Raw genomic sequence first — 21,100 nt, forward strand, 5'->3', positions numbered from 1 at the left:
TCACAGACAACAAGCCCTTTCGGTTGCTTAAACAATTTTTACTTTCAAATATTGTCTAACTTTTGGGGGTCACTTCAAAAATGTTATCTGTAATTTTATTACGTTTAATTATACAGATACTTTAGAAAGATGTTTATCCTCCATGAGTGACCTAATACCCAAAAACAGCACTTATGTTTATAAATACACATCTCCCAGACACATACACAGTACATTATACAATGGAATCATATTAGGGCTTGATAATGAGGAACTGTATAAGGATATTCCTTGTAGTGATATAAGAAAACTTAAGAATCTAATAGATAAAGTTTATATTAATAGTCGCTATTCAAACATAACTAATGAGTTGGTTTCGATTTTAGAACAAAGTCGAATTATTGTTATTTTTGGATGGAGTATGGGTGAAAGCGATAGCTTTTGGGTTGAAACGGTGAAAAGGTTATTTTCTGCAAATAAAAATGTACACTTAGTGTACGTGCCATATTATTCTGAAGCTACAAACAAAAGGTTTAGAAATCAATCGTTAGATAGAGAAGATGAACAAAAAGATTTTATAACAACAAAATTTGAGATTCCAGAAGAGCATAGTGATCGAGTACATATTGTAACGGATACTGAATATATGAAGTTAAATTTTCTTACGAATGGTAGTAAAGAAAAAGAGTTAGTTACCGTATAAGTGAGGTGACCACCTATGACCAACTTCTCTTTCCTCCAATCCAAACCCGAATATACCCTCTTTGCCTCTGCCTGCATCGAAGCCGAAACAATCTATGCTTCTGCTCCGGCGATGTGTGCGGTGGGTTGCCGCAAGGCGCTGGAACTGGCGGTGAAGTGGGTCTACTCGGCAGATAACACCATGCAGATGCCCTATAAGGACAACCTGCAATCGCTGATTCACGAACCTTCCTTCCGCTTTGCGGTGGACTACGATACCTGGGGGAAAATCCCGTTTATCATCAAGCTAGGAAACCTTGCCGTACATACCGAACGCAGCGTGCAGAAGTGTGATGCGTTGGTATCGCTGCGCAGCCTGTTCGAATTTGTCCAGTGGATTGACTATTGCTATGGGGAAGATTATGTCGAGCGCACCTTTGATGAAGCGCTGATCCCGACCGAAAAGGTGATAATCGATACTAAAAAACTCAAGGAACAGGAGAGCCTGCTGAGCAAAAAGGACGCTGAGATCGAGGCACTGCGCAGACAGATTGAGCAGATGTCGGCACAGTATACGGCAAAGAAGGAAGAGCACAAACAAAAACGCACCTTTGAGCCGGAGGATCTTTCGGAATATAAGACCAGAAAGATTTATATTGATGTGGACATGAAGCAGATGGGCTGGAAGTTTGACGGCGCCGATGCTGACGTGTTCGAGGAGTACCCAGTCGAAGGCATGGCGGGAATCCCTGGACAGATGGGCTACTGCGACTATGTCCTGTTTGGCAAGGACGGGATGCCGCTTGCCGTCGTGGAGGCAAAGCGCACCAGCCGAGACCCCAACACTGGTTACAAGCAGGCGTCCCTCTATGCCGACTGTCTGGAACACAAATTCGGTCGCCGGCCGATGATCTTCACCACCAACGGCTTTGAAACCTATTTTCAGGACGAGCTGTCCGGCGCACAGCGCAAGGTCAGCGCCATTTTCAGCAAGGACGACCTGCAGAAGCTGATGAACCGCCGCACCGAAAAGCTCGATTTGATGAACATTCCGGTCGATGACCGCATCACCGACCGCTATTATCAGAAGGAGGCCATTCGCGCTGTCTGTGAAAAGACACAGCAGGGTTTCCGCAAGCATCTGCTGGTCATGGCGACCGGCACCGGCAAGACCCGCACCGCTGCCAGCCTGGTCGATGTGCTCAGCCGCGGCAAGTGGGTGACCAACATCCTTTTCCTTGCCGACCGCACCGCACTGGTCAAGCAGGCAAAGGACGGCTTCAAGGACTACCTGCCCGAGATGTCGCTGTGCAACCTCTGCACCAATAAGGACGATCGCAACGCCCGCATCGTCTTTTCGACCTATCCGACCATCCTCAACGCCATCGACGACACCAAGACGGTGGAAGGACAGCGGCTGTTCACGCCGGCTCACTTTGACCTGATTATCATTGATGAGAGCCACCGCAGCATCTTTAAAAAGTACCGCGCCATCTTTGAATACTTTGACGCAGTGCTGGTCGGACTGACAGCAACCCCAAAGACAGACGTTGACCGCAATACCTATGACTTTTTTGAGATGCCACATGATATCCCGACCTACGCCTACGACTATGAAACCGCAGTTTACCAGGACCATGTGCTGGTACCCTACTACAACTACGAAGTCAAGACCAAATTTCTTGAGGAAGGCATCACCTATGACGAACTGTCCGACGCCGACAAGGAACGCTATGAGGAGGACTTTGTCGAAGATGACGGCGGTCTGCCGGACTTTATTCCATCGGCACAGCTCAATCAGTTTGTGTTTAACGAGGCAACGGTGGACACCGTCCTTCAGGATCTGATGGAGCGCGGCATCAAGGTAGCGGGTGGAGATCGTTTGGGTAAAACCATCATCTTTGCGCAGAACAAGCGTCACGCGCAGTTTATCCTGGAACGCTTCTACAAACTCTATCCTCAGTATAGCAGCTTTGCACAGCGGGTCATCTGCGAGGACTCCTATGCGCAGCGAGTGATTGATGATTTTAAGGTAGCGGAAAAGGAACCGCACATTGCCTTCTCGGTTGATATGATGGACACCGGAATTGACGCTCCGGAGTGTGTCAACTTGGTGTTCTTTAAAAAGGTGCGCTCCAAAGCAAAATTCTGGCAGATGATTGGCAGGGGAACCCGCTTGTGCAAGGGATTGAGCTGCATCGACCAGATCGATGGGGAGTACACTGACAAACGGCGTTTTCTGATCTTTGACTACTGCGGAAACTTTGAGTATTTCCGGCAAAAACAGAATGGTTATGAAGCCAGGGAAACCAAGAGTCTGACCGAGAACATCTTTAGCAAGCGCATCCGCATTGCGATGAACCTGCAGGACTACGCATACAGTGACGCACAATACCAGCAGTGGAGGGCAGAGCTGGTGAACACCTGTCGCGAACAGATCTGCGCGCTCAATCCGGAACTGATTGAGGTGCGCTTGCAGCGGCAATTTGTAGAAAAATTCCAAAAGCCCGATGCACTTGAATGCATTGGAGAAGGGGATAAAGGAGAGCTGATTGGAAAGATTGCTCCGATTGTCCGCTCCCAGGACCCGGATGAATATGCAAAGCGATTTGACAACTTTATGTATGGCTTGATTCTTTCCCACATGGAACAGATGCCCTCTTTTCGCTCAGCGAAAAAGCAACTGCAAAACATGGCTGCCCTGCTTGAGAAAAAGGCAAACGTCCCGAAGGTAAAGGAGAAAATTTCACTCATTCGAGAGATTGGCAGCGAAACCTTCTGGGAGGCAAACGATATTCTGCTGTTTGAACGGGTGCGTCGGGAGCTGCGGAGCATTATCTCTATCCTGGTGGAGGGAGAAAATAAAAGGACGATCACCACCAGCCTCAGCGATCCGGTAATGGAGCAGCAGGAGGGTGTGCTGCTTGACCAGGCATATGATTTTGAGGATTACCGCCAGAAGGTCAACCGCTATGTCGAAGAGCACGGAAATCAGCTTGTGATTCATAAACTCAAACACAACCTGCCGCTGACCGAGGTGGACTACCGCGAACTGGAGCATATCCTGACGGTGGAGCTGGGAAGCCGCGAGGACTACCGGCGGGAATTTGGAGATACACCGTTTGGCTTGCTGATCCGAAAGATTGCAAAACTCGATCACGACGCAGCAATGCAGGCTTTTTCTCAGTTTATCAACGACCAATCGCTGACCCAGTCGCAGATCGCGTTTGTCCACAAGGTGATCCACTATGTCGAGCAAAACGGCTACATGGAAAGTGTGACAGCGCTGCAAAAGCCGCCGTTTGACAAGCCGGTTTCCTTCCTGAAGCTGTTCAACAACGCGCAGCGAGAACAGCTTTTGCAGGTGATCCATTCGGTCAAGAGCAATGCGGAGAATGTAACTGCGTAGTGAGAATACGATAGAATTTTTATATCTTATTGCCACTTGGAGGCCCCGATGGTGAGCTGGGTGCTGCCACCCGTTATCTCAGCCAGCGATATACAGCGCCATGGGGACAGGTGCGCGCCGGTCTGACCGATGTCGGTACCGAGGAACTCGCACATATCGAGTTGGTCAGCACCATTCTGTATCAGCTGACCCGCAATCTGACCGTCGATCAGATCAAGGAGGGCGGCCTGGATGCCTACTTTGTCGACCACACCACCGGTATCTATCCGCAGGCAGCCAGCGGCGTTCCGTTCTCGGCATCGACGCTGCAGTCTACCGGCGATATCGTCTGCGATTTGGTGGAGGATTTGGCAGCAGAACAAAAAGCTCGCGTGACCTACGACAATATCCTGCGTCTGGTCGATGACCCTGATATTCTCGATCCGATCCGCTTTTTGCGCGAGCGTGAGATCGTGCATTTCCAGCGCTTTGGCGAGATGCTTCGTATCGCGCAGGAGCAGCTGGACAGCAAAAACTTCTATGCTTTCAATCCGTCCTTTGACGGCGTACCGGCCAAACCTCAGACAAAAAAATAAGCAGTTTTGTTCGGTGCAAGTTATAAAAGAAAGCGGCGCCTCCCTTAACGGAGGCGCCGCTTTCTTTTATAATTACAATATCTCTAATAGAAATATTGGGAGGTGCACATGGAATACCTGATTTTGGGACTGCTGACCCTCTCGCCGATGACCGGCTATGAATTGCAGCAGTTCATCAAAAACAATCTTTCGCTCATCTGTTCCCACAGTGCGGGCAGCGTGCAGACAGCACTGATAAAGCTCACAAAAGAGGGAAAGATTCGCGCGGATATGACGATGGAGGGCAGACGGCGCAAGAAAATCTTCTCCATCACGCAAGAGGGACAGGCGGTGTTTTCCGAATGGGCTGCCCAACCGATGCGAGCGGACAAGGTGAAAAACATGGAGCTGTCCCACCTATTTTTTCTGGGACTGGCAAAACCGGAGGAGCGCATCGAGGCAATCCGCGATTATCTCCGTCAGATGGAGAATACCAAAGCGATTTTGTGTGCGATTCGGGAACGTTTTGCGCAAATCCAGCAGGGAACACTGCCGCCTGGACAGAACTGGGAGGAGATCTTCCGCTTTCAAGGGTACACCATCGAGTACGGCATCGCCGCCGCTCAGTTTGAACTGGATTGGTACAACCGTCTGCTTTGTGAATTGGAGGAACAACAATGAATATTTTGGTTTTAAACGCAAGTCCAAAGGGAAAAAACTCGACCACCGTCCACACAGCGCTCTATTTGCAGGCGCTGCATCCAGAACATACATTCAGCTTTCTGCCGGTGGGACAGCGGATCAAAAGCTATGAAAAGGATTTTTCTCCGGTGCGCAAGGCGCTGGAACAGGCCGACCTGATTTTGTTCTGTTATCCGGTCTACACCTTTATTGCGCCGTACCAGCTGCACCGTCTGATCGAACTCATCAAGGCGGACGGCGTCGATCTGTCCGGCAAGTTTGCCTCCCAGATCACCACCTCCAAGCATTTTTACGATGTGACCGCCCATCGCTATGTGGAGGAAAACTGCTTTGATCTGGGCATGAAGGTGGTGCGCGGGCTTTCCGCAGATATGGACGACCTGCTCACCGAACAGGGCCGGAAGGAGGCGCGGATGTACTTTGACCAGCTGATGTTCTCCTGCAAACACGGACTGTTTGTCACTGAGCCCGCCAAGGCGCCGGTACGGGAAAAGACGGTGTATCAGCCAGTCCTGACCTCGGTTGCAAAGACGCGAAAGAAGGATGTGGTGATTGTCACCAACGCTGCACCGGAGGACGAAAATCTGCGGAACATGATTTCCGATTTTCGTGCCGCGCTGCCATATGAGAGCAGAGTGGTCAATCTGCGCGAATTTGCCTTTGACGGCGGCTGTCTGGGCTGCTTTGGCTGTGCCATCACCGGCAAGTGCGTCTACAAGGACGGGTTCGACGAATTTTTGCGCAATACCATCCAGACAGCGGACGGCTTTGTCTACGCCTTCACCATCTCCGACCACTATACCCATTCCAGCTTCAAATGCTTTGACGACCGGCAGTTCTGCAACGGTCATCGCACCGTCACCCACGGCACACCGATTGCCTACCTCATCAGCGGCGACTACCGCTACGAGAGCAATTTGCGGATGATTGTGGAAGGACGCAGCGAAGTCGGCGGCAACTACCTGTGCGGCGTCGCCACCGATGAGCAAAACACCACCGAAAATATCCGGTCGCTGGCGGAGAATCTTACCTTTGCGATGAACAAAAAGCTCACCCGTCCCGCCAATTTTTATGGCGTCGGCGGCATGAAGATTTTCCGCGATCTCATCTATGTCATGCAGGGACTGATGAAGGCCGACCACAAATTCTATAAGGAGCACGGCATCTATGACTTCCCGCAGAAACAGAAAAAGCGCATTCTGCAGATGAAGCTGGTGGGCTCGTTGGTTGCAATCCCATCGGTACAGAAAAAGATGAAGGGCCAGATGAACCAGTACATCATCGGACCGTATCAGAAGGTAGTGGAGCAGGCGAAAAACAATAGGAAATAGGACAGCTCCTGGAAGGGAGAAACGCTGCAGCTGGGGAAACCGGAAAAGATGCCCTAATTTTTCAGTATTTTTCCTCCATGTTTCCAAAATCAATTTATGACGCTTGTACTATGGTAAGAGCAGTGTTATGATGAGGAAAACGAAAGGGAGTGAATCCATGAAAATAAAGCATCTGAATCTTTTGTATCTGACGCTGCTTGCAGGGTATCTGCCGTGTCAGCTTTTGTTCACCCTGTTTTCCTTTGCTGCCTTTGGCAGGTTGGTGATTCCGCCCACCCTTGCAAACACCGCTGTAATGCTGGGAGTGGTGTGGTTTGCACTGCACCAAAGCGGCTATCCGATTCGCCGCACCTTTTCCTTTGGCAAGGTTTCGGCTTCGGTGTGGATTCGTACCTTGCTGTGTGCAGTCGCGCTGCTGCTGTCCAAGCTCCTGTTTCAGGCGATGCTGCCCGTGGCGCAGGTGGATGGCGGCGACGTAGTATCACAGACGCTGTCGGGCAGCTCGATGCTCTTTTCTGTGCTGCTCCTCGCCGTGGTGCCTGCTTTGGGAGAGGAGTATGTTTTTCGAGGCGTGTTTTATCGGCTCTTTCGGGAGAAAACAGGAATTGGAATTGCAGCGCTCACCAGTGCGCTGTATTTTGCAATGATGCACTTTCAACTGGAGCACCTGTTTTCTTCGCTGCTGCTGGGACTGTGCAGCGCCTTGCTTTTGGAGGAGGCAGGCTCGCTGCTGCCTTCCTTGCTGCTGCACTTTCTGGTCAATTCGTTTCCGGTGTTGCTGACCATGGCAGCGCAGCGGGAGGATTCGATGTTGACCGGCTTCTTTGCTGTACTGCTCGCTCTGCCTGCCATCGGCAAAGGAGTGCTTGCCTTGCTGCTTGCCGTCGTTTCGCTGGGACTTGCCGGACTTCCGACGCTCCTGCGGCAGAAATCTGCACTGTGGCAGACCGGCACGGAACGGGTGACCGGCGTGGTCACAGTCGCCATTTTGGCGGTGTGGGTATTTTTTACCTTCGTGTTCCTCCGCTAGAAAAAAGGGCAGACGCAGGTCTAAGATGAACCCAAAAACAATACACTGGACACAGAGGTGTTTTGGATGAAAATAACCGTAATTTACGGACAGAACCACAAGGGTTCTACCTATCATATTGCGCGCATGCTGGCTCAAAAGCTGGGCGGAGAGATCACCGAGTTTTTTCTGCCGAGGGACTTTGGCGAGTTCTGCGTGGGATGCAACAGCTGCTTTCTCAAGTCGGAGACGCTGTGCCCGCACTATCAAAAGCTGCTGCCCATCAGGCAGGCGATGGATGAGGCAGATGTGCTGATTTTTGCAAGTCCGGTCTATGTCTACCACGTCACCGGCGCGATGAAGGCGTTTCTGGATCACTTCGGCTATCGCTGGATGGTTCACAGGCCGGAGGCTTCGATGTTTCACAAACAGGCGGTCTGCGTCTCCACGGCGGCAGGCGCCGGCATGAGCCACACAAACAAGGACATTGCAGACAGCCTGTTTTTCTGGGGTGTAGGAAAGGTGTATACCTGCGGCATCCGCGTCAAGCAGGTTAGCTACGACCTCGTCAGCGAAACGGTCAAGGCACAGGCAGACCGAGAGACCACAGCGCTTGCAAAGAAGATTCTTCGGAACTACGGCAAAGTTCAGCCTGGACTGAAAACCAGACTGTTCTTTGAGGTGATGCGCAGAATGCAGGGACTGACAGAAAACGATCGCCTTTATTGGCAGCAGCAGGGATGGAACGGAAAAAAGCGCCCCTGGAAAGAATAACAACAAAACACGAGCCGGTCCAGAGCGACCGGCTCGTGTTTTACAGGTCATCCTCCTGATCGGAAGGACGGCGGCGCGGCATCCGAACCAAGCTGATAACCCGCAGGACAATCAGCAGCGAAATGCCAAAGATAATATAATACAGCAGAATGTCGTTGGAGGAATTGTTCCCGTTTTGAGCATCACTGTATAAGGTCTGGGTTTGTCCAGAGACAGCAGCGGCTGTGACATCGCTGGACACCGAAACGACGGTATCCTGTTCGTCGCCGTCCGAAGTGTCCTCCGCAGTATCGGAGTCCTCCTTGGTAATATTCTCGATGCCCATTTGCTCAAACACCTCCTGCATCACCTCACTGTTTTCATCGGAGAGGATAAAGTAATACTGGTTGGTGGTGTAGCTGGTCGAGGTGCTGGTGTTGTTGGAATCGGTGGTGGTGGTTTCGGAAGAGGAGGAGCGCTCGATGGTGGTCGTTTCCTCGCTGCCGGCAGCGGAGGATTTGGTGGAGCTGCTCGACGAACTGGACGACGATTTCTCCTGCTTTGTCTCTTCCTCCTCATCAGTTTCCTCGGTGATGCCTTCCGGCAAACCGGCGCCGCCGTCAGGATACTGGTCGTGCTGTGGTCCGGTGCAGGTGACATCTGCCACCATGGTTGCATCCGAAACGTCGATTTCGTTGACACCGCTGATTCCGCTGATGTCGATATATTCTATGGTGGGAAACTGTTCTATCTGGATTTTCAGGTAGCGGCAGCTGGTGGACAGGTCTGCTTCAAAAACTTCTTGGAAAATGACCTTGCCGTCATCGCGGGTAAACTTGGCGACGTCCACCATCTCCATCTCAACTGGCTCGAAGGTGGCTCCGTCGAACGACTCCTGGATGCTCAGTCCATAGGGAAACAGCGCCTGCTCCGGTTCCTGCGGCTCATCGGAAAATTTGTATCCTTTTAGCTTGTCAAATTGCAGCAGATAATACTGGTTGTCGCTTTGACAGTAGACCTTGTCATTGGTCCGGTCGATCCAAAGCGGCAGCAGTTCAAACTGTTCGGAAGCATTGGGAAGGGTGTTGTAAGCAAGGGTGCCATCCGAATAGCGAACGGCAAAGGAGGCAAAGTAGCGATAGAGTGATACACGGACGTGGTCGATGTTTTTGACGGCGTAAACCAGTTCACCAGGCTGATGATAATCGGACACAGACAGAGCACTCAGGTCATCGAGCGGCGGTGTGATGGTTCCCTGCAATCCATAGGAGGAGACGATGAGATTATAAGTTTCCCTCAGCTGGGTCGATTCGGAAGAAGAACATTGATCCTGAAAGGAATCTGCGTGAATTTGCATTGGAAAGATCATGACTCCAATCAAAATGAAAATTGTAAGAAGCTTTTTCAAAAACAGCACATCCTTTTTTGGGGTTTTTCCTTATTTTACCAAGGAACAAACGTTCTTGCGACTTTTTTCGACAACTTTGTATATTGGCACAAATTTTGTGGCATTTTCAGGAGAAAATGCACAGCAAAACCGCCGTAAAAAAGAGCCGGAAGGGTGTATTACAGCACCCTTCCGGCTCTTGCAGTAAGGACCAAAAGCAGAAAATTATTTTACTTCGATCAGCTCATATTCACGGTTGCCCATGCCCAGTTTGACAGCATGTTCCAGGCAGGTCTGCCAGTTGGTGTCAGGATGGGTGTCGGTGAAGTGGTCGTGGTGGCAATGCTCTTTTTCGGACAGAACGCTGCCGCTGATGACCGGCTGACGGTTGACAGCGTCGGCACAGGCCTGATCCAGAGCGACAGGATCGAACGAAGCAAACATACCGATGTCAGGAACGATCGGAATATCGTTTTCAGCATGGCAGTCGCAGTATGGAGATACGTCGATGACCAGGCTGATGTGGAAGTTTGGCTTGTCCTTGATGATGGCGTAGGTGTACTCGGCAATCTTGCAGTTGAGGATGTCGTTTGCCTCGTCGTTGCGCGGTTTGACAGCGTCCTCAGGGCAGGCGCCGACACAGCGTCCGCAGCCAACACACTTGTTGTGGTCGATGACAGCGCGTTTCTTAGCATTCTTGCGCTCTGCACGGCTGCCAGGCTTGTTTTCGCCGTTGTAGTCTACGAAGCTGATAGCGCCGTGTGCACAGTTCTTGACACACTCGCCGCAGGATACGCACATCGACTGGTTGACACTTGGCTTGCCGCTGCTGTGCATCTCCATCTTGCCTGCACGGGAACCGCAGCCCATGCCCAGGTTTTTGAAGGCGCCGCCAAAGCCGGTGGACTCATGGCCTTTGAAGTGGTTGAGCGAGATGATGACGTCTGCATCCATGATCGCGTGACCGATCTTAGCCTCTTTGACATAGTCGCCGTTGATTGGAACCAGTGTTTCATCGGTGCCCTTCAGACCGTCAGCGATGATGACGTGACAGCCGGTGGAGAAGGGGCTGAAACCGTTTTCATAAGCGGTGTCCAGATGGTCCAGCGCATTCTTTCTGCGTCCGACATACAGGGTGTTGCAGTCGGTCAGGAATGGTTTGCCGCCAAGCTCCTTGACCACATCGACGATAACCTTTGCATAGTTTGGGCGCAGATACGCCAGATTGCCAGACTCACCAAAGTGAATTTTGATGGCAGTATACTTGTTTTCAAAGTCAATATTGGCAATTCCTGCTTCTCTGACCAGACGGTCCAGTTTTTTGAGCAGATTGGTGCCAGGATTTACCTTCATAGAGGTAAAATAAACCTTTGATTTCTCCATGTTTTATGCTTCCTCCTTCATTCAATACAGATAAAATTCCTTCCTCGTGCAAATAAAACCATGTTTATTATACCATATTCATCGCAGTAAAGCAAATCCGAGCGAAAGCTGTTTGCAGGGCGGACAGATTGTGTAAAAAAGGGAAGTTTGCTATACTTAAATCAGAAGGAACATCATTGCCGCTGGGGCAACAGCAGAAGGAGGTAGGAGAATGAACCGCTTTACTTTTCGAACACAGATGTATCTTGGGCTGGCAATTCTTGCCGTTTGTTTTGTGCTGTCCACCGTGACCCGTCAGGGAGTGTTTACTAATCTTGGCTGGTTTATTTACGGTGCGCTGTTTGCCGTTCATCCTGTCTGTCCAAAACGTTACAGCTATGTGGACCAGGAGCAAATGAGGCGCTGGCTGCGCATCGGCGGCATCGTTGTGATGGTGCTTGCGCTGATTACGCGATTTGGAGTTTAGACCAAAATTAAAGAGGGGAAATTGGCTTTCAGGCACTGATTTTTTCTGTTTTTGTAAAAAACAGGTGAAGAAGTTGTGTGAAATGACCTTGTTTTTGAAGAAGGATTGAACAAAAAAAGAGGAACATCGGAGAATGTTTTGTACAGGCCGACAAATTGTGAAAAAATGAACGGTTGAAAACCAAAAAAACTGTGTTATAATGGAGATGACATAAGCAGAGTAGGCTAACAGGCGTTAAGTGTTCGGCAAACGGGGAGTTGTTGTCGGGACGAAAAACCTCTCACAGAGGTTTGCGGTCTGTTCGCCGCATCCCGCTGTTACATACAAGGAGCATACCTCCAAGTTTGTACAGCCGTCAAATATTAAGGAGGTATGATGTTATGAACCTTGTGTCACCCCAGTCATCCCTTTCCCTGTCCGCAAAATTCCGTCAGTCCGCGCAGGAACTGAAATCGGTTCGGACTTTGACCGGCGTTTCCATGCTGTTGGCGATGAGTGTTGTCATCTCGTTCACCGCCTCGGTGCAGATCACAGAATCGCTGCGTGTCGGTCTGGGCTATCTGATCACGGCGCTGCTTGGAATGCTCTACGGGCCGTTTACTGCGGCGATTGCAGCAGGTGTGGGAGATGTTGTCAAGTATCTGCTCAAACCGGACGGACAGTTCTTCTTTGGGTTTACGCTGACCGCGATGCTCGGCGGCATGGTGTACGGCGCCTTTTTCTATAAGGAGCGTGTTACCATCGTGCGTGCCATCGCTTCCAAAACAACCGTTACCCTCTTTTTAAACTGTCTGCTCAATACCGTCTGGATCTCGTTCTTGTACGGCCAGCCGTTCACCGCTTCGCTGACACTGCGTGTGATTAAAAATGCGGTTGCGCTGCCGGTCGAGATTGTCCTGCTGTACGTGGTGCTCAACGCTATGGCAAAGGTGATCCAGCGGGCAAAATTACACTAGAAACCCAGGAAACCTTTATATAACAAAAAGGCACAGGTGAAAAGCGCTTTCTCCTGTGCCTTTTTGTATTTAAAAAATAGTACAGCAATATCTACCAAAAAGGTGGGCATAATACACCTAAAAGGTGGCTGCTTTTTTCCATTTTAACCAAAGAGAGCAAAATAAGTCGGAAAAACTTGACAAGTAGACCAAAATAGAGTATTTTTGATGTGTTAAAAAGTACCATCTTGTTTTAATATAGAATATGGAGTGAAAATATGCTCGAATTAAGAAACATTTCTCTCAGCGTAGAGGACCAGTTTGCACAGAACAATACCAAGGAGATTCTGCGGGATGTCAACCTGACCATCGAGACCGGCAAGTTCATCGTCATCACCGGTCCGAACGGCGGCGGCAAATCTACCATGGCAAAGATGATCGCCGGCATCCTCAAACCGGATCAGGGACAGATTCTGCTCGACGGCGAGGACATCACCAATCTGGACATCACCGAGCGCGCCAAACGCGGCGTCAGCTTTGCCTTCCAGCAGCCGGTGCGCTTTAAGGGTATCACTGTGCGCGATCTGATCAATCTGGCAGCCGGACACGAGATCGGCGACTGCGAAGCCTGCGCCTACCTCAAGGAGGTCGGTCTGTGCGCCAAGGACTACATCGACCGCGAGGTCAACGCAAGCCTTTCCGGCGGCGAGATCAAGCGCATTGAGATTGCTACCGTCATGGCAAGAAAGACAAAACTCTCCATCTTTGACGAGCCGGAAGCGGGCATCGACCTGTGGAGCTTCAATAACCTGATCGACGTTTTCCGCAAGATGCGCGCCGAGATTCAGGGCTCGATCCTCATCATCTCCCATCAGGAGCGCATCCTGGACATCGCCGACGAGATCATTGTGCTGGCGGACGGAAGAATCAGCGCCAAGGGAACCAAGGATCAGGTATTGCCTGAACTGCTCAAAGATGACTGCCGTTACTGTGTAGCGGGCAGACGGGCTATGTATTAAGGAGGAACCGGCATGAATGACATCACCAAACGACTGCTGAGCATGATTACCGATATTTCCGGTGAGATCAAAGGTGCTTTTAATATCCGTGTGGACGGCGGCTGTGAGGCCAGACAGTCCAGCGAAAATGTCGACATCATTCCAAAGGTGGGACAGCCAGGTATCGACATCGTCATCAAACCAAACACCAAGGAAAAAATCTACATTCCAGCCTGCGTGACCAAGAGCAACGTAGACGACCTGGTGTACAACGACTTTTACGTCGGCGAAAATGCCGACGTCACCATCGTTGCTGGCTGCGGCGTTCACACCGATGGAGAGGAGGACTCCCAGCACAACGGCATCCATCGCTTCTTTGTCAAGAGAAATGCCAAGGTGCGCTATGAGGAAAAGCACGTCGGCATCGGCGAGGGAACCGGCAAGCGAATCATCAATCCGCAGACCTATATCGAGATGGCGCCGGACAGCTATATGGAGATGGACACCGTCCAGATCAAGGGCGTGGATTCGACCAAGCGTGAATCCAAGGCAGTGCTGCAGTCGGGAGCCAAGCTGGTCATCAAGGAAAAGATCATGACTCACGGCGACCAGTATGCAGAGACCAATTTCCAGGTGGACCTCGACGGCGAGGATTCGGGTGCAGACCTGATCTCCCGTTCGGTGGCAAGGGATACCTCCCGCCAGCTGTTCCGCTCGGTCATCAACGGCAACACCCGCTGCACCGGACACTCCGAGTGTGACGCCATCATCATGGACAAAGGCGTGGTCAGCGCAATTCCAGAGCTGACCGCCAACGACATCGACGCTGCGCTCATCCATGAGGCTGCCATCGGCAAGATCGCCGGCGAGCAGCTGACCAAGCTGATGACGCTGGGACTTACCTCCGAGGAGGCAGAGGCCAAGATCGTCGAAGGCTTCTTAAAATAGGCAAACATATAACCCACTCCGACGGGCTTCATCGTCGGAGTGTTTTTTTGTTTTAGGAGAGCTTTTCGATCCAATGCGGATAGCGGTCCCAGTATTCCCGATAGACTGGATGGGATGCTCCATCCAGATTGCACTGGTACATCCGAAAGACCACGGAAATATCTTTGGGCTGCCATTGTTCACGATAGGAATAGCAGTAGTGCATCCCGATTTTTTTCATGACGTCGCCGCTGTGCGGATTGTTGACATCGTGTGTCGCGGTGAGATAGGGGATGGTCTGCTGCTGACGCAGGTGTTGCAGCAAACAGGCTGCTGCCTCGGAAACGATGCCCTGATGCCAGTATTCGCGGCAAAGACCATATCCGAGGTCGTAGCTGGGAGCTTCTCCGACGTTGATATAGCCGATGGGAGTTGTGTCCTCCTTCAGACAGATGGCGTAGCGGTAGCCGACGGGCTGGGAATAGCTGTCCAGATATCGCTGCTGCAAAAACTGTGCGGCCTGTTCCATCGTTTGCAGTGGAGACCACGGAAGAAAGGTGTTGACCTCAGGGTCTTGGAGCAGCCGCAGCAGCGCGGCGGTGTCCTCCGGCACAAAACGGCGCAAAATAAGCCGATTGCTCGTCAGCGTCGGTGAGTTTTTGGAAGATGCAGAAGTCATCAGGGAAATACCTCCTTTTGTGTGGAACAGGACGGCAGCTTGCAAACAATGGGGAAATCTGGTATAATGAGCCTTGCACTGTTTACAAAATTTTAAGATTTTGCCGTAGACTCAGAGGGACATTTTTCTTTGGCCATCCTCGAGGATAGCCGGTAACGGTTCACAGACGATATTGTCCTTTCGTCGTGTCCCTCTTTCATTATATCAAAAATTCGTAATGGAAGGAAGGAAAAACATGCAGAACAAGTACTGCGACAAAACGTTCTACAAAACTGTGCTGACCATCGCTATCCCTATCGTCATCCAGAACCTCATCAGCATCGGTCTGAACATGGCTGACACCATCATGATCGGCAAGCTGGGCGTCGATGAGCTGGCAGCAGTCGGCACGGCAAACCGCCTGTATTTCATCTTTTCCACCCTGTGCTTTGGTATTTACAGCGGTGCGGCGGTCTATGTCTCCCAATATTGGGGTGTGCGCGACATTAAGAACATCCGCAGAACCTTTGGTATCGAGGTGATGCTGGGTGCAGGCATGTCGCTGCTCTTTACGCTGGTGGCGCTTTTGTTTGCGCCGCAGATTCTGGTGCTGTTCACCAGAGAAGCGCGGGTTATCGAGCTGGGCAGCCAGTATCTGCGCATTGTTGCCATCTCCTATTTCTTTACGGCGATGTCCTTTGCCGTAAACTTTAACTGCCGCGCCATCCATCAGCTCAAGGTGCCGACGATCATCAACACGCTGGCGCTGTTTATCAACCTCGGACTCAACTATGTGCTCATCTTCGGCAAGCTGGGAATGCCAAAACTGGGTGCACAGGGTGCTGCTCTGGCAACGCTGACCGCCCGCGTGGTCGAATTTTTGCTGATGTGGCTGTACGTCTATCTCAACAGCGAACATCCGCTGGCAGGACGTCCGAAGGAACTGTTCAGCTTCGACAAATCGATGCTGCGCAAGGTACTGGGCACTTCGCTGCCGGTCATCATCTCAGAGGGCGGATGGAGCCTTGGAAACTCGGTTTACTACATCGCCTATGGTATGCTGGGCGCCTCGGCGCTGGCGGTCATTCAGGTGGCTTCCACCATCAACGACCTGTTCCAGACGCTGTTTTTCGGTATCGGCAACGCCAGCACCGTTATGATCGGCAATGAGCTGGGCCGCCGCAATGAGGACAAAGCCTATGCTTACGCGGTCACTTTCTTGAAGATGACCTTTGTGGTCAACCTGATCATGTCGGTCGGCCTGTTCCTCTCGGAAGGCACGGTCATCGGCATCTACGACTTTGACAGCGCTACCAATGTGATGCTGGCAAACACCATCACCGTTTATGCCATCTATATGCTGCCAAAGATGTTCACCTATGTGCTGTTCTGTGGTATCCTGCGCTCGGGCGGAGATACCCGCTTTTGCATGATGCTCGACCTGATGGGCGTCTGGCTGATCGGCGTACCGCTGGCCTTCATCGGCGTGCTGGTGCTGCACCTGCCGCTGCATCTGGTGGCTGCTATGGTCTTCTTTGAGGAGTGGGTCAAGCTGGTGTTCGCACTGCTGCGGTTTAGAAGCAAAAAGTGGGCACACACGCTGATTGACTAGAAAAGTTTGTTTATGGCCCTGTTCTGTGTTTGCAGACAGGGCCATTGTTCTATCAGAGAAAGGGGAATCCATCATGCAGGCAGAAACATTGTGGGAACAATTCATTGCAGGACAGCCTTCTCCGCCGGAAAGGTATGAGGCGTGGGCGTTTGGTGCTTCGGCGGATGAACTGGCAAAGCTGGTGCTGGAGGGCAAAAAGACCGCTACTGCTTCGGCGTACGACCTGTATGCAAAGGTTGGAGAGCCGCTGCCAAAGGAGGGTGAATACAGCGTCATCCTCGATGGTGCGGGAGAAGCGGTGTGCATCATCTGCACAAGCAAGGTGTATGTCGTGCCGTTCTGCGAGGTATCTGCCGTACAGGCGTACAGGGAAGGAGAAGGCGACCGCAGCCTTGCGTATTGGAGAAAGGTTCACTGGGACTTTTTCACCAGAGCACTTGCAAAACAGGGACTGGTGTTTGATGAGAACAGCAAGGTCGTCTGTGAGGAATTTGAGGTCGTCTACCGATAAACCAAAAAGGAGGGATGCAAGATGAACAAACAGCCGTTTCTGAGCGCCATCGTCATGGCGTGCGGCAAAGGCAGACGGTTTGGTGGCAACAAACTGACTGCGCTGCTCGACGGAAAAGAGCTGATCCGCTATACACTGGACGCACTGCCTGCCCATCGCTTTGGAGAGATCCTGGTCGTAACCTGCCATCCCGAAGTGATGGAGCTGGTGTCGCAGTATCCGGCGCCTTTTCGCTGTATCCGAACCGACGATGAACAGGGAGAACAGGACAGCACCATCCGCTGCGGAGTGAGGGAACTTTCCTTGCAGAGCGAGGGCTGTCTGTTCGTAGCGGCAGATCAGCCGCTCAAACTGACCTCGTCGCTCGAACAGCAGGTGGACACCTTTGTCGAGTGCTGGCAGCGCGGAGAGGAATGCTTTGTCGCGCTGAGCTTTGCGGGCAAAAAAGGCAATCCGGTCTTTTTCCCCAAAAGCTCCTACCCGCAGCTCGCTGCCCTTCTGCCAGGTCAGACCGGTTCGACGGTGCTGAAAGCACATCCAGAGCAGCTGGTGCTTTCTCCTGCACAGCATCCCTGGGAGATGGCGGACGTCGACCGTCCAGAAGATTTGCTCGAGCTGGAAAGAATTGTGCAGGAAAATATCTGTAGAAATATATTATAAAAATCGAACGCATTCTCTTGATGGGAATCGCTGCAGATGTTACAATGAAAGTGAAAAGGAGATATTTCCTGTTGACGCAGGAAATATTCTCGGCAGCAGACAACCTCCCATAAAAAAGAGAAGGTGAGAAGATGAAAAAGATACTGTTGATGATGTTGACTGCTTTGTTGCTGTACGGCTGTACCTTACAGCCTGTCCGGCAGGCTGTGTCCCCGGACCAGAGCGGGGAGGAGCAGACACCTCCTACTGGGGTAGCTACCCAAGCGGACAGGCCGGAAAATAACAGCGGATTTACTCTTTCGCTTACCACGCTGCCGGAGGACTACCCAGATTTGTTGTGTAGTCCTGCTTTTGACAAAGAAAAGGCTGTATTTGTATTTTTCGAGCCGCCACAGGGCAGCAGTTATAACGTATTTGAATATGATATGCAGACGAAGACCAATACGGAACTGCCGATTCGTGCTTGGTCACAGGTGCAATTGGACGACAACGCTTATTACTACCTGGAGGGTGAAGTGGCTCAAGGTATGAGTCGGGTGCAGCGCCTGGACAGAGCAACTGGGAAGACCCAGACGCTCTATACTGCGCCAGAGGGGATTGAAATTGCCCCGAACCTTTCTTTCTGCGACGGTTTTTTGCTGTGGGCACAGTTTGACCAGCAGGTGGGACAGAAGGCAGGAATGTCGCTCTGGGCATACGATCTGCAGCGGCAGGAGACGTTTTCTGTCTGCGAGGCCTGCAGCGGACAATCCCCTGTGCTGCTTCCAAGCCGGGGCTTTGTCGCGTTTTTTGCCGATGATGCGATCAATGGTTATGACCTTGTGAATAGAGAAGTCTGTCTTACGCTGCCAGTGGAGAAGGAGCCTGGCGGCATGGTCTTTGACGGGCACACTTTTGCGTGGTTGGATCGCGCCGAAAATGTCCTTCACTATGCCACCACCCAAGACCTAACCGCCCATGATGTCGATATAGGGGTATCGTTTGTCAACTTGCTTGATGAGAATCACCTGATCTACGCGACCCTTCAGGATGAAATCTGTATCTACAACATAAAGCAGGAGGCGATTGTGTTTTCCTCTGCCAACGCGGTATCGCTCGACGAAAGGGAAGTGTTGAACACTGTTTGCACGATCGATGCTGAAACCGGAACAGCAGCCTTTGTGGCTTTCCATAAATCCGCTGAGCCAAACCAGCGGGATGAACGTATTCTCTGGATTAGCCCTGCATAGGAAATAGAGACAGAAAAATGGCCTTGTCGCTCTATCAATATGGATAAGACAAATCTACCACCCTCCGTAGACTTAATATGCACCCCCAAAGTGTCTAACTTTGGGGGTGCATATTTACATTGGCTTTCTCCTATCTGTTTTTAGGACGATTTTGCCGGATTAAAAGGGAAAACGGTTGTCCTGCACAAAGCAGGTTCGAGATGGATTTTGCTCCGTACGCCAGATTTGACCATGCTGCAGATCGTAGACGACCGACCAGACGGTATCTTTGCCGGTGGAACGATCATATTGGCACATCCATCCGTCCTTGCCCGACAGAAGGTCGAAGGCAGCCTTCAAATCAAAGCTGGAAGCCTTGTTTTCCAGTGCCTGACGCATGGTCTGGAAACGTTGTTCGGCATTCCAATCATCTATCTCGTTGTGATTCAGCGGCAGCATCTGAAAGGCATGAAAGCGATTGGTTGCACAGACAAACGGCTGCCTTTCAGTAGGACGCAGGATTTCCAGATGACCGGCGCAGCATTCAACCACTGCCAGTTCTCCCGAGGGATCGGCGATGGTCAGTGTCTGAGCGGAACTAATAGGGATCGTTTGCAGAAGCTGGATGGCTTCCTTGGTGGTACGGCACTTTTCCAGGCAGCATCGAAGCAGCAAACCGGCGTTGAGCCCAGGTTGGATTTGAGTCGGATACACCGAGGTCAGGCCGATGGCCAGTCCGTGCTGGTTGACTCCGTCCTCCATCTCCAAAAAGGCGGTGGTGTTTCCGGTAAAATCAAAGGAATCGCCGTCGAACTGGTAGATCACATTGGTGTTAAATGGCTCCAGTGCGGACAAAAAGTCGCTGTTTCGAGCAAGCAGCAGGGAATTTTGATTGTGTACGGCAAAACAGGAGCAGCTGCAGGCAGGCGGCAAGGCGTACATGCTCAGCAAAACAGTCTGCAATGGTTCGGGTGCGCATCCCTGTCCGTCAGCCAATCCAGCAATCTCCTCAAGAATCTCTGGAAAATATTGTTTGCAGATGGGCAGACAGCGGGCGGCAAAATGGATGCGTTCCGCTGTGAGAGGGAAGGGAACATGATCGAGAAGGAACTGACCTTGTCTGCGCAGCAGGCTGCCATACTGAAGGCCGATCTGATAGTGGGAACCTTGAAATTGTTGATGAATCATAAGATTGCTCTCCTTATTTAAAATGGGTAAGAAGAGCTGCCGGCAACTCTGGATTTATGATAATCGAATAAAAATTTAATGTCAATTTGTAAAAGAATACAAAAAACAATTTTATATCTGTGCTGTTTAGCAGAAATAAACCGAGAGGAAAAATGCTTTCCTCTCGGTTTTGTGTAAGAACTATTCATCATGATGACTTCCATGGTGGCCCTGACCATTGCCTTGGGAGGTGCTGGCTGGAGTATCACAGCTGTCGCCTTGGTTGGCTGCATTGCCGGCGCTTTGACCGTTTTGACCCTGCATATTCCCTTGACCGTTGCTTTGGCTGTTGCCATAGCCTTGACCATTTCCGTAGCCGTTGCCCTGGGCAGTATCTGCGGGATCGTATGCTTCACCGTTGCAGGCGTGGTCGATCCAGTCGTGCAGCTGGTGCATGCTCAATCCTTCGACCTCCTCGACGGTCACCTGCGGATCGTAGGATTGCAGCTCAAGGAAGGCGCGGTATTTGCCGACCGACAGTCCGGCGTGATGGGCCTCCTCCGAGAGCTGGGTGTCAGCGGAGGAACAGTGTACATTCTGACCGGAACAGCTGGGCAGGGCAGTGATGGCGGTGAGCATCTCCTCGTTGTACTGCGGATTGTCCGAGACAACGGTCACCTCTACCTCGGCGCCGTCGCTCAGGTAAGGCGCCATGGCGGCGCTGTCCATCAGCTGTTCGATGGCGTCGGTGTAGCTTAGGTGGGACACCG

Annotated in this window: 19 protein-coding genes, 1 pseudogene and 1 riboswitch; of the genes and pseudogenes, 15 read left to right on the plus strand and 5 right to left on the minus strand. The window is 51.4% G+C overall.

Annotated elements, in window-relative coordinates:
- Positions 1-97 precede the first annotated feature (97 nt).
- The 7 genes from Q0L39_RS05875 to Q0L39_RS05905 all read left to right on the plus strand — a co-directional run bounded on the left by Q0L39_RS05875 (position 98) and on the right by Q0L39_RS05905 (position 8,439).
- Positions 98-682, plus strand: coding sequence for an AbiH family protein (locus Q0L39_RS05875; protein ID WP_296627529.1), 585 nt, complete (start codon positions 98-100; stop codon positions 680-682).
- 15 nt (positions 683-697) lie between these two features.
- Positions 698-4,069: a DEAD/DEAH box helicase family protein gene (locus Q0L39_RS05880; protein WP_296627502.1), complete on the plus strand. Its 3,372-nt coding sequence runs from the start codon at positions 698-700 to the stop codon at positions 4,067-4,069.
- Positions 4,070-4,092: 23 nt separating this feature from the next.
- Complete coding sequence (locus tag Q0L39_RS05885) at positions 4,093-4,644, plus strand: manganese catalase family protein (protein WP_296627530.1); 552 nt, start codon at positions 4,093-4,095, stop codon at positions 4,642-4,644.
- Positions 4,645-4,752: 108 nt separating this feature from the next.
- Positions 4,753-5,304, plus strand: a complete 552-nt coding sequence (locus Q0L39_RS05890; RefSeq protein ID WP_296627503.1) for a helix-turn-helix transcriptional regulator — start codon at positions 4,753-4,755, stop codon at positions 5,302-5,304.
- A complete protein-coding gene (locus Q0L39_RS05895; protein WP_296627505.1) occupies positions 5,301-6,656 on the plus strand; it encodes an NAD(P)H-dependent oxidoreductase in 1,356 nt (451 codons plus the stop codon). The genes Q0L39_RS05890 and Q0L39_RS05895 overlap by 4 nt, the downstream gene beginning before the upstream one ends.
- Before the next feature lie 157 nt (positions 6,657-6,813).
- Positions 6,814-7,686 (plus strand): type II CAAX endopeptidase family protein, encoded by an 873-nt coding sequence (locus Q0L39_RS05900; protein WP_296627506.1) that lies wholly within the window; start codon positions 6,814-6,816, stop codon positions 7,684-7,686.
- A gap of 66 nt (positions 7,687-7,752) precedes the next feature.
- Entirely contained in the window at positions 7,753-8,439 is a 687-nt protein-coding gene (locus Q0L39_RS05905; RefSeq protein WP_296627508.1) for an NAD(P)H-dependent oxidoreductase, read from the plus strand.
- Positions 8,440-8,479: 40 nt separating this feature from the next.
- Here Q0L39_RS05905 and Q0L39_RS05910 read toward each other — a convergent pair whose 3' ends face one another.
- Together Q0L39_RS05910 and Q0L39_RS05915 are read right to left on the minus strand one after the other, a co-directional pair.
- Positions 8,480-9,775 carry a hypothetical protein gene (locus Q0L39_RS05910; protein WP_296627509.1) on the minus strand — a complete coding sequence of 432 codons (1,296 nt, stop codon included), beginning with the start codon at positions 9,773-9,775 and terminating at the stop codon, positions 8,480-8,482.
- A gap of 255 nt (positions 9,776-10,030) precedes the next feature.
- Positions 10,031-11,188, minus strand: a complete 1,158-nt coding sequence (locus tag Q0L39_RS05915) for a DUF362 domain-containing protein (protein ID WP_296627511.1) — start codon at positions 11,186-11,188, stop codon at positions 10,031-10,033.
- Positions 11,189-11,399: 211 nt separating this feature from the next.
- Here Q0L39_RS05915 and Q0L39_RS05920 point away from each other — a divergent pair, with 211 nt between their 5' ends.
- The 4 genes from Q0L39_RS05920 to Q0L39_RS05935 all read left to right on the plus strand — a co-directional run bounded on the left by Q0L39_RS05920 (position 11,400) and on the right by Q0L39_RS05935 (position 14,535).
- Complete coding sequence (locus Q0L39_RS05920; RefSeq protein ID WP_296627512.1) at positions 11,400-11,654, plus strand: hypothetical protein; 255 nt, start codon at positions 11,400-11,402, stop codon at positions 11,652-11,654.
- 213 nt (positions 11,655-11,867) lie between these two features.
- A riboswitch (THF riboswitch) is annotated at positions 11,868-11,973 on the plus strand.
- Between the two features lie 61 nt (positions 11,974-12,034).
- The gene (locus Q0L39_RS05925) at positions 12,035-12,610 is read left to right on the plus strand and encodes a folate family ECF transporter S component (RefSeq protein WP_296627514.1); all 576 of its coding nucleotides are present in this window, start codon (positions 12,035-12,037) and stop codon (positions 12,608-12,610) included.
- Positions 12,611-12,867: 257 nt separating this feature from the next.
- Positions 12,868-13,608 carry an ATP-binding cassette domain-containing protein gene (locus tag Q0L39_RS05930; RefSeq protein ID WP_296627516.1) on the plus strand — a complete coding sequence of 247 codons (741 nt, stop codon included), beginning with the start codon at positions 12,868-12,870 and terminating at the stop codon, positions 13,606-13,608.
- Between the two features lie 12 nt (positions 13,609-13,620).
- Positions 13,621-14,535 carry a SufD family Fe-S cluster assembly protein gene (locus Q0L39_RS05935; RefSeq protein ID WP_296627517.1) on the plus strand — a complete coding sequence of 305 codons (915 nt, stop codon included), beginning with the start codon at positions 13,621-13,623 and terminating at the stop codon, positions 14,533-14,535.
- A gap of 52 nt (positions 14,536-14,587) precedes the next feature.
- On the opposite strand, the gene Q0L39_RS05940 is transcribed toward Q0L39_RS05935, so the two are convergent.
- Entirely contained in the window at positions 14,588-15,193 is a 606-nt protein-coding gene (locus Q0L39_RS05940; RefSeq protein ID WP_296627519.1) for a GNAT family N-acetyltransferase, read from the minus strand.
- 235 nt (positions 15,194-15,428) lie between these two features.
- On the opposite strand from Q0L39_RS05940, the gene Q0L39_RS05945 reads away from it, so the two are divergent.
- The 4 genes from Q0L39_RS05945 (at position 15,429) to Q0L39_RS05960 (ending at position 19,184) form a co-directional block, all read left to right on the plus strand.
- A complete protein-coding gene (locus Q0L39_RS05945) occupies positions 15,429-16,784 on the plus strand; it encodes an MATE family efflux transporter (protein WP_296627520.1) in 1,356 nt (451 codons plus the stop codon).
- Between the two features lie 73 nt (positions 16,785-16,857).
- Positions 16,858-17,295 (plus strand): ASCH domain-containing protein, encoded by a 438-nt coding sequence (locus Q0L39_RS05950; RefSeq protein ID WP_296627522.1) that lies wholly within the window; start codon positions 16,858-16,860, stop codon positions 17,293-17,295.
- Positions 17,296-17,316: 21 nt separating this feature from the next.
- On the plus strand, positions 17,317-17,955 hold the full coding sequence (locus tag Q0L39_RS05955) for a nucleotidyltransferase family protein (protein ID WP_296627523.1): 639 nt from the start codon (positions 17,317-17,319) through the stop codon (positions 17,953-17,955).
- Positions 17,956-18,086: 131 nt separating this feature from the next.
- On the plus strand, positions 18,087-19,184 hold the full coding sequence (locus Q0L39_RS05960) for a hypothetical protein (RefSeq protein ID WP_296627525.1): 1,098 nt from the start codon (positions 18,087-18,089) through the stop codon (positions 19,182-19,184).
- A 159-nt stretch (positions 19,185-19,343) separates the two neighbouring features.
- Here Q0L39_RS05960 and Q0L39_RS05965 read toward each other — a convergent pair whose 3' ends face one another.
- Both Q0L39_RS05965 and Q0L39_RS05970 read right to left on the minus strand, forming a co-directional pair.
- Positions 19,344-20,351, minus strand: a complete 1,008-nt coding sequence (locus Q0L39_RS05965) for a C45 family peptidase (RefSeq protein WP_296627527.1) — start codon at positions 20,349-20,351, stop codon at positions 19,344-19,346.
- A gap of 180 nt (positions 20,352-20,531) precedes the next feature.
- Positions 20,532-21,100: pseudogene (locus Q0L39_RS05970) on the minus strand (hypothetical protein); the annotation flags it as partial.

The sequence above is a fragment of the uncultured Negativibacillus sp. genome (assembly GCF_944388365.1).
Classification (GTDB): Bacteria; Bacillota; Clostridia; order Oscillospirales; family Ruminococcaceae; genus Negativibacillus.